General features: G+C 69.5%; 13 protein-coding genes. 2 read left to right on the top strand and 11 right to left on the bottom strand.

Annotated elements, in window-relative coordinates:
* Positions 1–39: 39 nt before the first annotated feature.
* Positions 40–1,038, top strand: coding sequence for a nuclear transport factor 2-like protein (locus FVE25_RS20440; protein ID WP_157248607.1), 999 nt, complete (start codon positions 40–42; stop codon positions 1,036–1,038).
* Here the strand turns inward: FVE25_RS20440 and FVE25_RS20435 are convergent.
* From FVE25_RS20435 to FVE25_RS20425, 3 genes are all read right to left on the bottom strand, one after another.
* Entirely contained in the window at positions 1,028–2,404 is a 1,377-nt protein-coding gene (locus FVE25_RS20435) for an MFS transporter (RefSeq protein ID WP_246267227.1), read from the bottom strand. The genes FVE25_RS20440 and FVE25_RS20435 overlap by 11 nt on opposite strands.
* A gap of 98 nt (positions 2,405–2,502) precedes the next feature.
* On the bottom strand, positions 2,503–2,985 hold the full coding sequence (locus FVE25_RS20430) for a MarR family winged helix-turn-helix transcriptional regulator (protein ID WP_157248605.1): 483 nt from the start codon (positions 2,983–2,985) through the stop codon (positions 2,503–2,505).
* A gap of 35 nt (positions 2,986–3,020) precedes the next feature.
* Complete coding sequence (locus tag FVE25_RS20425; protein ID WP_157248604.1) at positions 3,021–3,611, bottom strand: DUF2867 domain-containing protein; 591 nt, start codon at positions 3,609–3,611, stop codon at positions 3,021–3,023.
* Between the two features lie 95 nt (positions 3,612–3,706).
* On the opposite strand from FVE25_RS20425, the gene FVE25_RS20420 reads away from it, so the two are divergent.
* Positions 3,707–4,291, top strand: a complete 585-nt coding sequence (locus FVE25_RS20420; protein WP_219825580.1) for a TetR/AcrR family transcriptional regulator — start codon at positions 3,707–3,709, stop codon at positions 4,289–4,291.
* A 92-nt stretch (positions 4,292–4,383) separates the two neighbouring features.
* Here FVE25_RS20420 and FVE25_RS20415 read toward each other — a convergent pair whose 3' ends face one another.
* From FVE25_RS20415 to FVE25_RS20380, 8 genes are all read right to left on the bottom strand, one after another.
* On the bottom strand, positions 4,384–4,932 hold the full coding sequence (locus FVE25_RS20415) for a GNAT family N-acetyltransferase (RefSeq protein ID WP_157248602.1): 549 nt from the start codon (positions 4,930–4,932) through the stop codon (positions 4,384–4,386).
* Positions 4,933–4,986: 54 nt separating this feature from the next.
* Complete coding sequence (locus FVE25_RS20410) at positions 4,987–5,304, bottom strand: hypothetical protein (RefSeq protein WP_157248601.1); 318 nt, start codon at positions 5,302–5,304, stop codon at positions 4,987–4,989.
* Positions 5,305–5,383: 79 nt separating this feature from the next.
* The gene (locus FVE25_RS20405) at positions 5,384–5,839 is read right to left on the bottom strand and encodes a hypothetical protein (protein WP_157248600.1); all 456 of its coding nucleotides are present in this window, start codon (positions 5,837–5,839) and stop codon (positions 5,384–5,386) included.
* 78 nt (positions 5,840–5,917) lie between these two features.
* Positions 5,918–6,574 (bottom strand): NUDIX hydrolase, encoded by a 657-nt coding sequence (locus FVE25_RS20400; protein ID WP_157248599.1) that lies wholly within the window; start codon positions 6,572–6,574, stop codon positions 5,918–5,920.
* A gap of 10 nt (positions 6,575–6,584) precedes the next feature.
* Positions 6,585–8,375 (bottom strand): DUF4434 domain-containing protein, encoded by a 1,791-nt coding sequence (locus tag FVE25_RS20395; RefSeq protein ID WP_157248598.1) that lies wholly within the window; start codon positions 8,373–8,375, stop codon positions 6,585–6,587.
* A 43-nt stretch (positions 8,376–8,418) separates the two neighbouring features.
* Complete coding sequence (locus FVE25_RS20390) at positions 8,419–9,507, bottom strand: glycosyltransferase (RefSeq protein ID WP_181019651.1); 1,089 nt, start codon at positions 9,505–9,507, stop codon at positions 8,419–8,421.
* 18 nt (positions 9,508–9,525) lie between these two features.
* The gene (locus tag FVE25_RS20385) at positions 9,526–10,788 is read right to left on the bottom strand and encodes a nucleotide sugar dehydrogenase (protein WP_157248597.1); all 1,263 of its coding nucleotides are present in this window, start codon (positions 10,786–10,788) and stop codon (positions 9,526–9,528) included.
* Positions 10,789–10,903: 115 nt separating this feature from the next.
* Complete coding sequence (locus tag FVE25_RS20380) at positions 10,904–12,568, bottom strand: glycosyltransferase family 4 protein (protein WP_246267225.1); 1,665 nt, start codon at positions 12,566–12,568, stop codon at positions 10,904–10,906.
* Positions 12,569–12,573 lie beyond the last annotated feature (5 nt).

The following is a 12,573-nucleotide window of genomic DNA, read 5'->3' as shown; positions in this document are numbered from 1 at the left end:
GGATTCGGGCCCGCCGCCCCGATCCCTAGCGTCTTCCCCATGAACGCGATGACGAAGAAGACGTGGGTGCTGAGCACGGCCGCGCTGGCGGTCGTCCTGGCGGCGGGGCCGGTCCACGCCGAGTCCGTCCCGGTCGAGGGGCGGCTCACCCCGGCCGCCGCCTCGCACATCGAGCGGCAGACGACGTTCGGCGCCACCCCCACCTACGAGATCCTGCCCGACGGCACGAAGAGCATGGAGAAGCGGATCGCGGCCTACCGCGCGGAGTTCGCCCCCGACGCCACGCTGTGGGAGGCGGGCTCCCCCGTGATCCACGGCTGGGCGAACATCGAGCCGGCCATCAGGAGGACGCTCGGCCTGGTGCCCTCCTTCAGGTTCGTCCCGTCCCGGGTGGCGGCCGGCGAGAACACCGTCTTCTACTCGGCCGACAACTCCGTCGAGATCAACGGCACGCCGATCAGGTACCCGTCCATGTACCGCGTGGTGATCAATGACAAGGGGGACGTCGTCCAGGGGCGCCGGTACTACGACAGGTTCGCCTGGTTCAACCCGATCGCGCCGCCGGAGATGGAGCTGGGCGACCCGTTCGGGGGCATCCACGACCGTCCCGGCGCCTCGGCGGCATCGGCGGCTCCGGCGGCTCCGGCCCGGGGACTGCTCGGGCGGGCCGCCTTGTGGACGGCGCGCGACGCCGAGGCGCTGGTCGCGGCGACGGGCGACGCGCCGCTGTCGGGTCCGGGCCTCGGCTCTCGCAAGCTGTACACAGGGGCGGCCAAGCTGGAGTACGTCAGGAAGCTCGTCAGCCTGTTCGCCGCCCCCAAGCTGGCGCCCGGCCAGGTGATCCGCACCCGCAGCGCCACCTACGTGGAGACGCACGGCGAGGTGGACGCCCAGGGCAGGACGCTCGGGTTCGGCATCATCGAGCGGTTCGGCACGAAGGGCGGCAGGGTGACGGACTGGTCCCTGACCTTCGACTCGCTCCCGCTGATCGCCGACCAGGAGAAGATCCAGAAGCTGTTCGGCCTGATCAAGCCCTGACCGTCGACTCCTTGGGCTGGCGCAGGACCACCACCGACAGGACGAACGCGGCCACGAGCAGCCCGGCCGAGATGGTGAAGGCCAGCCGGTACCCGCCGGTCAGCGCCACCGCCTCCGTCGCACCCCCCGCCAGGGCGCCCTTGGTCTCGGCGGCGGCCAGCGTGGACAGCAGCGCGACGCCGAGCGCCATGCCGATCTGCTGCGTGGTGTTGAAGACCCCCGAGGCCAGGCCGGCGTCGTCGGCGTTCGCGCCCGACATGCCGAGCGTGGTCAGGGCTGGGAGCACCAGCCCGCCGCCCGCGATCAGCAGCATGACCGGGAGCAGGTCGGTGGTGTAGTTCGCGGCGACGGGCACCCTGGTCAGCCAGGCCATCGCCGCCACCAGCAGCACCAGCCCGGCCAGCAGCACGTTGCGCTCGCCGAAGCGGGTGTTGAGCCGGGCGGAGACGAACAGCGAGATCCCGCCGATGGCCACGGCCGCGGGCAGCATCGCCAGGCCGGTCTGCAGCGCCCCGTAGCTCAGGACCCGCTGCATGTAGAGGGCGACGATCACCTGGAAGGCGAACATGGCGGACAGGCTGAGGATCTGGGCGAGGTTGCCGCCGACGACGTTGCGCGAACGGAAGATCCGCAGCGGCATCAGCGGCGCCCTGGCCGTGGCCTGGCGGGCGACGAACCCGGCCAGCAGGACCACCGTCAGCGCGCCCAGGCCCAGGGTGTGCCCGGACAGCCAGCCGTACTCCTCGATCTTGACGGCGGTGTAGATGCCGAGCATGAGGCCGGCCGTGACGAGCAGCGCGCCGATCACGTCCGCGCCGGCCGACAGCCCGAGCCCGCGGTCGCCGGGAAGGGCCGGGATGGCGAGCAGGACGGTCACCAGCCCGATCGGCAGGTTGATGAAGAAGATCCAGTTCCAGCTCAGCGCGTCGGTGAGCACCCCGCCCACGACCTGGCCGATCGAGGCTCCGGCGGCGCCGGTGAAGGCGAACACCCCGATCGCCTTCGCCCGTTCCTTCGGCTCGGAGAAGAGCGTCACCAGGATCCCGAGCACGACCGCGGAGGCCATGGCGCTGCCCACCCCTTGCAGGAACCGGGCGGCCACCAGCATCCCGGGGCCGGTGGCCAGGCCCGCCAGCAGGGAGGCGGCGGTGAAGACCGCGTTGCCGGCCAGGAACATCGTCTTGCGCCCGATCAGGTCGCCCAGCCGTCCGGCGAGGAGGAGCAGGCCGCCGAAGGGGATCAGGTAGGCGTTCACGGTCCAGCTCAGCTCGGCGGGCGAGAACCCGAGTTCGCGCTGGATGGCGGGCATCGCCACGGTGACGATGCTGCCGTCGAGGATGGTCATCAACGCGGCGGACGAAAGCACGATGAGTGCTAGCCAACGAGACATATCGGTTTCTCCCGTTCGATAGGAACAAGAGGAACCGTAGCAGATAGTTTTGTTGTAGACGATCCTTTGTGAACCTATTTCTGGCGAGCCCGCCGTACCACCTGAGGCGCCTCGACCGGCGTGCCGAGATGCTCCCTGGACAGCCGCGTGAGCGCCCGCACCAGCACCTCCCGCTCGTCGTCCGGCAGGGAGTCGATGGCGTCCCGATGCACCCGATCCACGATCACCTGACTGCGCTTGGCCACCTCGGCGCCCTTGTCGGTGACCGCGATGATCCGCGCCCGCCGGTCCGTGCTCGACGGCCGCCGCTCCGCCAGCCCCTCCTTCTCCAGCGCGTCGACGGTGACGACCATGGTGGTCTTGTCCATGTCCCCGATCTCGGCCAGCTGGATCTGGGTGCGCTCCTCCTCCAGCGCGTGGACCAGCACGCAGTGCATCCGCGCCGTCAGCCCGATCTCGGCCAGCGCCGCCGCCATCCGGCTGCGCAGGACGTGGCTGGTGTGGTCGAGCAGGAACGACAGGTCGGTGCTGGTACGCGCTGGCGCCATGGCAGTCATGCCGCCATCTTAGGTCCGTTGCGGATAATCCGGCTTCAGAGGAGCAGGGCGCGGTCTCGCCAGGCGCGTTCCCATTGGCGGGTGAGGGCCGGATAGACGATCCAGTAGCGGAAGGGCGCTATCAGGGCCATGTAGAGCCGCCCGAACAGGCCGTTGGGCTTGACCAGGGCCGCCATTCGCAGTTCGTATCCGCCGTCGCCGGCCGGCACCCAGCCGAGGTGCATGATGTCGTGGACGGTCCTGTTCGCCAGCTCACGGGCGGCCTCCCTGTCGAGCAGGTACACCTCGGTGAACGGGTCGGAGCAGGGGGCGGCGCCGTCCGCCGTCCGGGCGAGGTCGTCCGGCAGGCGGTCGCGGAGCGAGGAAACCCGCCCGCCCAGGCCCGCCTTGGGCGTGTCCCAGCCCAGCAGGGCGCCGAGCTTCCAGCGCACCGCGAACAGGAACCGGACCACGGCCGGCTCCTTGACGGTGTCGTAGGCCACCCGCAACGCGGCGAGCATCACGGGGAAGTCGTCCGGCCCGGCGCCGGGGGTGCGGAAGGACCAGACATCCTCGATCCGGAAATCTCGGGTGAACTCGTGGATGCGCCACGGCTGTTCGGCGTGTGCGCTTTTGGGGAGTCTCATCGCGATTACGAAACTACAGTTCCGGTACTCATGTTCCGTATCATGCAGGCATGGCAGCGAGAAATCAACGGGGTGGGCGGCCCCGAGACAGTCGCGTGGATCACAAAATCCTGGAGACCGCCCGCGAGCTCATCGACGAGGCCGGTTACCCGGCCCTGACCATCGACCAGGTCGCGGCCCGCGCCGGGGTGGGCAAGGCGGCGATCTACCGGCGCTACGCCTCCAAGGCCGAGATGGCGTTCATCGCCACGGTCCACGGCCAGTGGCCGCCCCCGCTGCCCGACACCGGCTCGCTGCACGGAGACCTGCTGGAGCTGGCCCGCACGTACCACACCCTCCTGGCCGCCCCGGCATCCCGCCATGTGGCACCGGCCCTGATGAGCGAACTCGCCGTTAATCCCGAGCTGGTCACCCGATTCCAGGACCACTTCCAGGCCCCCGAACTCGCCGGCCTGGCCGAGATCATCCAGCGCGCCGTGGCCCGCGGCGAACTGGCCCGGCCCGTCGACCCCGCGATCGCCCACCTGCTGCTGATCGGCTCCCACGTGGCCGCCCTGTACCTCTTCCACCAGCACGTCGACGACACGACGATCACCAACCTGGCCACCGCCACGACCGCCGGCCTCACCGCCCTGGCCGGCCGTACACCACCCGGAGAAAGCGTGATGGGACTAGATTGACCCGGAGCGGGGCCGTACGGCGGGAGCACCCCGTCGACCTTGTACTCCCTGATCGTCTGGTCGGCGTTGGGCACGCGCCCCGAACATGAGGATCAGAGGATGGCCTTCGAGTCCGGCTTCCAGTCCTGGACGAGGAGCCCGAGCAACACCTCGTCCAAGAACTCGCCCATCACCCAGGCCGAGGAGCGCAGTACGCCCTCGCGGACGAAACCGTTGCGCTCGGCCGAGCGCAGCATCGCGTGGTTGTCCGCCAGCGTCTCGATCTGCAGCCGATGCAGGCTGCGCACGACGAACCCGTAGTGGCACAACACCGCGACCACGTCGGTGCCGTAGCCCTTGCCGCGGGCGGCCGGCAGCAGGCCCAGCCCGACGTGCGCGGACCGGTGGTGGGTGTCGATGCCCCACAGCGTCGCCGCGCCGATCAGCGTGCCGCCCTCCAGCTCCACCACCGAGAACGGGACGAGCCCTTGCTGCGTGTCGTCCACCACGAGCCGCGGGTCCTTCGAGCCGGGCGTGATGGGCCGCCACGGCTGGCTGTCGGCCCGTGCGGAGTTGACCACGTCGTCGAAGAGCTCGGCCCGCAAGACCGGGATGTCTTCCTCATGCCGGGCTCTGAGCCCCACCTTGTTCCCTTTGAGCATGCAGGCTTCCTATCCGGCCCGGCGCTGCGGCGGCAAACCGCGTTTCCCCGGCGGTCAGCGTGGGCGGCTGAGGGCGGCCTCGGCCAGGTCCGTCCAGGTCGCGACCGAGGAGTGGGGGACGACGACCCAGTCCTTCACGGCCCTGCCCTGCCCCGAGGGGTCGAACAGGCGAGCCCCGGGCAGCTTGAGCGCTGCCGTGTGCTCGGGGGTGTCTCTGACCAGCCGGAACACCATCGCGCCGTCGCGCTGCAGGCTTGCGAAGACCTTCCCCGCCTGATCCTTGAGCGCGGGACTGCCCATCATCCTGGAGATTCGTACCCCCAGGTCGGCCAGCTCGGCGCCGACCTGCTGAAAATCCTCTTCCGCGCTCATCGTCGGTCCCCCGCCTTTCAGTTGAACGGCGCTCAGGGTAGTCGTCCCGATGGCACCGATCAAGGCCGGATGCGAGAACTCAGCCTCGGAACCAGGCGGAGATGGCCGGCTTGTACAGCAGGACGAGTGCCGTGACCGGCAGCGCGCTCATGAGGGTGGTCACCACGAGGCCGAGGAAGGCGCCGCCGGCGACGAACAGGCCGACCAGGCTCAGGACGAAGGAGAGTGCGTAGACGACCGCCAACACCCACTGCACCACCACCGCGACGGTGCGCCCCCAGCGCCGGTGGAGCCACACCAAGGCGACGGCGAGGGCGACGGTGACGCCGGCGCCGAATATGGCGGTGAGCATGTCGAAGAGCACCACCTGGCTGTACACCGACCGGTTGCGGCCGAGGTGGTCCAGCACCCTCAGGGCGGAGCTCACGGTGGCGGCGGCGAAGATGAGCGCCTGTAACCAGTGGATGACGAGTGTCACCCGGGCGCCGCCGGGCATCGGGGCAGCGGGGAAGGCCGAGTGGCTGGCGGGGTCCATGGACACCTCCGGGATGCGGCTGCGGACACGACCGCACGCTAGCCCGGCCCGGGCGGGACCCGTCCCGGCTTCCGAGGGTCAGGAGCGGAGCATGGGAGGGTGGAGGAGTTCGGCGGGGCCGCGTTTGTAGAGTTTGGCGGGGCGGCCGCCGTCGCGGGTGGTGGATTGGCCGGTTTCCATCAGGAAGCCTTCTGCCTTGGTGACCTTGCGATGGAAGTTTCTCGGGTCCAGGCTGCGGCCCCAGACGATTTCGTAGACCCTTCGCAGGTCGGCAACGGTGAACTCCGGCGGGCAGAAGGCCGCGCCCAAGGAGGTGTATTCCAGTTTGGCCCGGGCGCGTTCGATCCCGTCCAGCATGATGCGGCGGTGGTCGAAGGCCATGACGGTCAGTTCGGATACCGGGACCCAGGCCATGTGCGCCTTTTCCGAGGCGGGGAGGTCGGGGGCCAGGCCCAGGTAGGCCACGCTCAGGACTCTCTGCCGGGGGTCTCGGTCCGGGTAGCCGTAGGTTTGCAGCTGCTCGAGGTGGACGGGCGCCCCGGGGAGTCCTGCGCGTTCTGCGAGGATACGTCGGGCAGCGTCCGGCAAATCCTCATCTAGCTGGATAAATCCGCCGGAAACCGACCAACGCCTCAAAAAGGGTGGGTTGTCGCGGCGCCACACCAGAGCCGACAACGCCTGGCAGCGCACCGTGAGCACGACAAGGTCCACGCTGACCGGGACGCTCGGGACCATGCCCCGCACGTTACACGCTGATACGGACCCGGAGCGGCTCCGTCGTCTCCTGCCCGGACGGTAGCCTCACCCCGACCCGGATCCACTCGCCCGGCGGCACCAGCGACCAGTCCAGCGGAACCCAGGCGGTCTGGAGCCCCTCGGCCAGGCCGGCCTGCGGGTTCTGGTCGAGCCAGCCCACGGCGGCGATGTCGAGCTCCTTGCTGCCGCCGGTCCACTCGATGGTGACGGTGCCCCCGGTCAGGTTGTAGCCACGGATCTCGATGCCGTCCTGGATGTCGCGGTTTCGGCGGATGGCGTCCACGGCGATGGGCCGCTCGTGGTCCTTCATGATCTCCTTCTCGAGGGACGGAGACCCACATGTCATGAAATCGCTCCACATATAGGAGACGACCTTCTGTACATAACGGCCGGCCATCGTGACGGCCTCGTCCAGGCGCTTCTTGTCCGTCTTCCCGCGCGTGCCCTGCGGGGCGCACGGCTGGTCGCCGGAGGGCTCGAACGCCTCCACGTTGGCCCACAACTCCACCTGGTACCCCTCGGCCATCACCTGCTCCCGGGCGATCGACATCTCCCGGTAGTAGTCGCGCGTCGAGCCGTGGTACGCGTCGCCGTACGTCGTCTCGCCGACCACGGGGCGCAGGCGGGGGTCCACCTCGTCGTCGCGCTGGTCCGGCCAGAACAGGCCCACCTTGCCCGTGCCCCGGCTGTCCTGGGGGGCGATGATGCCGACCCCGGTGCGGGCCAGCGCCTTGAACGCCTCCGCCACCTGGGCCGGGGTCTGGCCGAAGCCCACCCGCTTGCGGGCGTCCAGGTAAGGGCTGATCAGGATGGGCTTGTCGGGCAGCTCCTGCTCGACGATGTTGTGCTGGTTGGCGTAGACCTGGAGCGTGGGGTTGCTGGCCAGGGTGGCGCCCATCTGCACCTCGAAGGGCTGGTAGACCCCGCCCAGGGAGTCGCGGCCCTCGAAGCGGGCGCCGTAGTCCTGGAGGATGCGCCGGGTGAGCGTGGTGAGGACGCCGATGTGCTGCGGGTTGGCGCGGGTGGGGGTCTTCGAGTCGCGGGGGGCCAGCGGCAGCGCGGGGAAGACTCGGACGCCGAACTGGTCGCCGAGGTTCAGCAGCTGGGTGAGGCTGTCGACCTCGGAGGCCGCGATGAGGATCATGTCGTACTTGCGGGGCACGGAGAGGTTGCAACTGGCGTCGTCCGAGCCGTCCTCGGGGGCGAGGATCCGGTAGTAGACCCGCTTGCCGGCCTTGATGGTCTTCTCCACGTCGGTGCAGCGGAACAGGCTCGGGCTGAACGCCTCGTCGGTGCGGTAGACGAAGGTACGGGAGACGCGGTTGGCGGGGTTGAAGCGCTTCAGGTCGTCGTCGGCCGCCTGGCGGCAGGTCTTGCCGTCCTCGACGCAGCCGGCGTAGAGGTCGTCGACCTGGTTGTTGTCGCGGCGCAGGATGCGGCCCTGGTCGTCGGTCGGCCGGTACTGCATGCCGTACCCGATCCTGATGACGGTGTCGCCGCCCAGCCGGTGGATCTCCTGGAGCTGGTGGCGCCAGGTGCACGGGTTGGACTTGGGCATGATCCAGTAGCCGGTGACGGCGTAGGTGTACTTCTCGTCGGTGTCGAAGGTGCCGCAGGGGTCGGTGAACTCGCTGACCTTCGGCGTCGGCAGGCTCGGGGTGGGGCTGGCCGAGGGTTTGGCGACCGGCTTCGGCTTCTCCGACGAGGAGGGCAGCACGAGGACCACCGCCGCGACTGCGGCCAGAATGGCCACGCCCAGGAGAACAAGGAGCCAGCGCACGATCAGGAACCTACCCGCGGGGTGATGTGCCGGAAATAAACAGCTACTTCGCCACCCCGGCCCATGCCTCGAGCTGAGACACGAAACGCTTGGCCGAGTTCGGCCAGTGGTGGTTGGCGCGGGCGGCGGCGTAGCCACGGGCGCCCTGACCCTGACGTTCGCGCACGTCGTCGCGGAGCGTCAGGACGGCCTGGGCCACCGCCTTGGGATCCTGCCAGGGGACGACGACGCCGCTCTCGTAGCGCTCGACGAGCTCCACCGCGCGCGGCGACGGGGTCGTGATCACGGGGATGCCGTGCGCCATGTACTCCACGATCTTCGTGGGCATGGAGTGGCGGTAGTTCGGCTCGTCGTGCAGCAGCGACAGGCCCGCGAGGGCACCGTCCAGGCGCTTCAGGGCCTCGTCGTTCGGCATGAAGTCGCGCCATTCCAGCACGCCCTCCGCCACGGCCTCGTTGAGCATGGGCCGGCTCTGCGGGTCGGCGTAGCCGATCAGCTCGACCGCCACCTTGTACGGCTGCAGGATGCGGGCCACCTCGACCGCCTCCCGCACGCCGCGGGCCCACGACAGCCAGCCCAGGTAGACCACCCGGTCGCCGCCCGGGGCGGTGACCGTGTCCGGCACCCAGGTCTCGTTGGGCACGATCAGGTGCGCGTGCTTGAACCGGCCCGCGTAGGCGGTCTCGGCCAGCAGCAGGTGAAGGTGCCGCTCCGCCGTACCCTCGAGAAGCCGGGCGAGGAAGCGGACCGGCGGGCGCAGGAACGACGGCAGCCACGGCTTGAGCGACAGCGTGGCCGGCGTGTCCTCGTGCACGTCCCACACCACGGGCGGGCGCTTGCGCACGCCCCAGATCGCGAAGAGCAGCTCCGGGTCGTGGATGAGGACCAGGTCGACCTTGGTCCGCATCTTCTTGAAGACCTTGCGCGCGGCCATCACCGCCGAGAACCGGCGGCGTTCGGCGGCACGCGGAAGGTCCACGCCGTTCACCCACGAGCGGGGGACGACCCCACGTGCGGTGTACGGCGCGGCGTACGTGACTTCATGACCGGCATCGACGAGCGCACGGATCTGCCGATGCAGGATCCTGGCGTCCTCGGGGTGATGCACCACCGTCATGACGAGCACGTGCACTGCGCGCAGCCTCCGTCGCTACAGCCGCTCGACCCGTTCACCCTCGGTGAGCACACCGCGGGTGTCCAGCACGAGCCGGGCCTTCTCCTCGATCATCCCGAGGTCGAAGGCGGCGTGCTTCTGCAGGAGCAGGGTCACGTCCGCCTCCACTACCGCCTGGGCCAGTTCCTCCTCGCGCGGCACCGGAGTGCCGTCGACGATCCATTCCTTGACGTGCGGATCGACGTAGGAGAGGTCGGCGCCCAGTTCGAGCAGGGCGCGGGCCACCGGCAGGGCCGGCGTCTCGCGCTCGTCGGCGATGTCCTCTTTGTAGGTCACGCCGAGCATGACCACCTTGGCGCCGTTGACCGCTTTCTTGTCGCGGTTGAGCAGGCGCTGAACGCGGGCCACCACATAGGACGGCATGCGCTCGTTGATCTCCTGGGCCAGCTCGACGAAGCGGAACGGGTAGCCGAGCTTGCGGACCGTGTACGACAGGTACGACGGGTCGACGGGGATGCAGTGCCCGCCGACGCCGGGGCCGGGGAGGAACTTCTGGAAGCCGAACGGCTTGGTGGCGGCCGCCTCGATGGCTTCCCAGAGGTTGATGCCGAGCTCGTCGCAGAAGATCGCCATCTCGTTGACGAGGGCGATGTTGACGTGCCGGTAGGTGTTCTCGAGAAGCTTGGCCATTTCGGCCTCGCGGGTGCCGCTGACGGGCACGACCTGCTCGATGAACTGCGCGTAGAAGGCGGCGGCGCGGTCGCGGCAGGCGATGGTGTAGCCGCCGACGACCTTGGGTGTGTTGCGCAGGCCGAACTTCGGGTTGCCCGGGTCGATGCGCTCGGGCGAGAAGGCGAGGTGGAAGTCCTGGCCGGCCTGGAGACCGGAGGTCTCGAGCAGGGGGCGGGCCACCTCGTCGGTGGTGCCGGGCCAGGTGGTGGATTCGAGCACGACGAGCGTGCCCGGGGTGAGGTTGCGCGCGACCGTGCCGGTGGCGCCCTCGACCGCGGACAGGTCCGGGCGGTGGTCCTCGTCCAGCGGCGTGGGTACGCAGATGACGATCGTGTTGCTCTGGGCCAGCACGGACTCGTCGAGTGTGGCGCTGAAGCCGTTGGCCAGCATGTGCTCGAGGTCGGCGTCCGTCAGGTCATCGATGTAGGACTGCCCGGCGTTGAGCGCGTCGACCTTGCGGGGGTCGACGTCGACGCCGACAACCCGCAGTCCAGCCGCCACGGCCTCCTTGGCCAGCGGCATGCCGACGTATCCCAGACCGATGACAGCCAGGTCGATTTCTGTCACAGCTGTACCTTGGCAAGCCGGAAACAACACTTCATGGTGGCAAAGGCTATCTCAAGTCCACTCAGCTCACGCCTAATGCGACAGAACCCATCGCATACGGAAGCCAAATCGCGAGTCATTTTTCGGCAATGTTTCGATAGAGTGTTCGATAAGTCTCGGCGACACGGCTCCAGGTCCGCTTGGCCGCCACTTCCGCCCGTCCCGCCTCACCCATCTCAGCGCGCCTGGCCGGGTCCTCACGCAGCCCGGCCAGCGCCTTGGCCAACGCCTCGGGGTCCCCGGGCGGCACCAGCAGGCCGGCGCCGTCGGAGCCCACGAGCTCGGACAACGCGGGCAGATCGCTGAGCACGACCGGCTTTCCGAGTGCCATCGCCTCGACGGGTTTCAATGGCGTAACGAGTCGGCAAACCCGCAGGTCCTCTCGCGGGCAGACGAAGATGTCGATGGCCGCCTGAGCCTTCAGCGCTTCTTCAGGAACGACTCGGCCGGGCAGGATCGCGCTGTTCAGGCCCAGTTCCTCGACCAGGGCGAGGAGGTTGTCCCGCTCGCTGCCGTCGCCGACGATGAGCGCCCGCACCGGCGTGCCCTCGTCGCGCAGGAGCGCGGCGGCGCGCAACAGCGTGGCGAAGCCCTCGTAGCCGACGATGCTGGAGACCGATCCGACGACGATCTCGCCGTCGGCGATGCCCATCTCCCGGCGGAACGAGGCGCCGTCGTAGGCGACGCTCAGCAGCGAGTCGTCCACCGCGTTCGGCGCCAGGTAGATGTTCTCGCGCGGCACCCCGCGCTCGACGATCTCCGTCGCCATCGTCTCGGCCAGCGTGACGACCGCGTCGGCCTCGCGCATGAGGAACGCCTCGCGCTCGCGCTGCAGCACCGCCCGCTGGCTGCCGGTGCGCACCTCGGGGTCGCGCGAGACCCAGGTCTCCTCCAGGAAGCCGCGCACCTCGTAGACGAACGGGGTCCCGGTGCGCTGCCGTACGGCCTGCGCGACCGAGCCGTTGCGGTGGTCGGTGGCGGCGTGCAGAACCTGGGGCCGCAGCTTTTCGACGAGCTTGGTCACCTCGTCGGCGCCGCGGATGATGCGCCCGGTGGTCTCGAACGGCATCTCACCGCGCCCGTCCGGCAGCAGCCGGTAGTACGGGATGCCTTCGACCTCCTCGTACGGCGTGGCGTCGGCGTGCCCCTGCAGCATCGGCCAGCCCCAGCTCGTGACCACGTGCGGGTCGAGCCCGGCCGCCTTCTGCGCGGTGACGATGCGGTGCGTCCGCACGGTGTACCCGGCCTGTGTGTACGGCAGGGCGTTGGTGACGCAGTGCAGCACGCGCCCGGTGACCCGCTCCCCGATCTCCACGGGCGGCTTGGGCGGGATGGGGTCCGGGCTGATCGCGGCCAGTTCGCCCCGGTAGTAGGCGGCCCGCCGGTGCACGAAGGGGTATTTGGTGTGCGGCTCGAGCACCTGTGCGGCCTCGGTGATGCGCCCGGCGTCCCAGTGGTCCTTGGCCTCGTTCCACGGCTGCTGGACGGCTCGCATGCTGACCTTGCGGATGGCCCAGCGCAGTTTGCGCGCGGCGGGCCAGGCGACCTTGCCCACGAAGGGGCGCAGCCGCGGCGGAAGCGCGTCCGCGGCCGCCTGGGCCACCCGCACCGGATCCGACTTCACCTTCGTCACGACGACGCGGGAGACGATGATCGGGTGCTGGACGAAGCCTTTGAGTAGCCCGCCGACGCCCGCTCGGGCCGACTTGGCGGAAACCTTACGTCTGGCGTCGGATACCACGCCAG

The organism is Nonomuraea typhae (assembly GCF_009760925.1).
Classification (GTDB): Bacteria; Actinomycetota; Actinomycetes; order Streptosporangiales; family Streptosporangiaceae; genus Nonomuraea; species Nonomuraea typhae.
Note: the sequence above shows the minus strand (reverse complement) of the source record. Positions and strands in the feature narration are given on the sequence as shown.

What these genes read in the sequence shown, in the direction of transcription:
- FVE25_RS20440 (WP_157248607.1), top strand. Translation starts at nt 40, where the DNA reads ATGAACGCGATGACGAAGAAGACGTGGGTGCTGAGCACGGCCGCGCTG.
- FVE25_RS20430 (WP_157248605.1), bottom strand. Translation starts at nt 2,985, where the DNA reads ATGACTGCCATGGCGCCAGCGCGTACCAGCACCGACCTGTCGTTCCTG.
- FVE25_RS20425 (WP_157248604.1), bottom strand. Translation starts at nt 3,611, where the DNA reads ATGAGACTCCCCAAAAGCGCACACGCCGAACAGCCGTGGCGCATCCAC.
- FVE25_RS20415 (WP_157248602.1), bottom strand. Translation starts at nt 4,932, where the DNA reads ATGCTCAAAGGGAACAAGGTGGGGCTCAGAGCCCGGCATGAGGAAGAC.
- FVE25_RS20410 (WP_157248601.1), bottom strand. Translation starts at nt 5,304, where the DNA reads ATGAGCGCGGAAGAGGATTTTCAGCAGGTCGGCGCCGAGCTGGCCGAC.
- FVE25_RS20405 (WP_157248600.1), bottom strand. Translation starts at nt 5,839, where the DNA reads ATGGACCCCGCCAGCCACTCGGCCTTCCCCGCTGCCCCGATGCCCGGC.
- FVE25_RS20400 (WP_157248599.1), bottom strand. Translation starts at nt 6,574, where the DNA reads ATGGTCCCGAGCGTCCCGGTCAGCGTGGACCTTGTCGTGCTCACGGTG.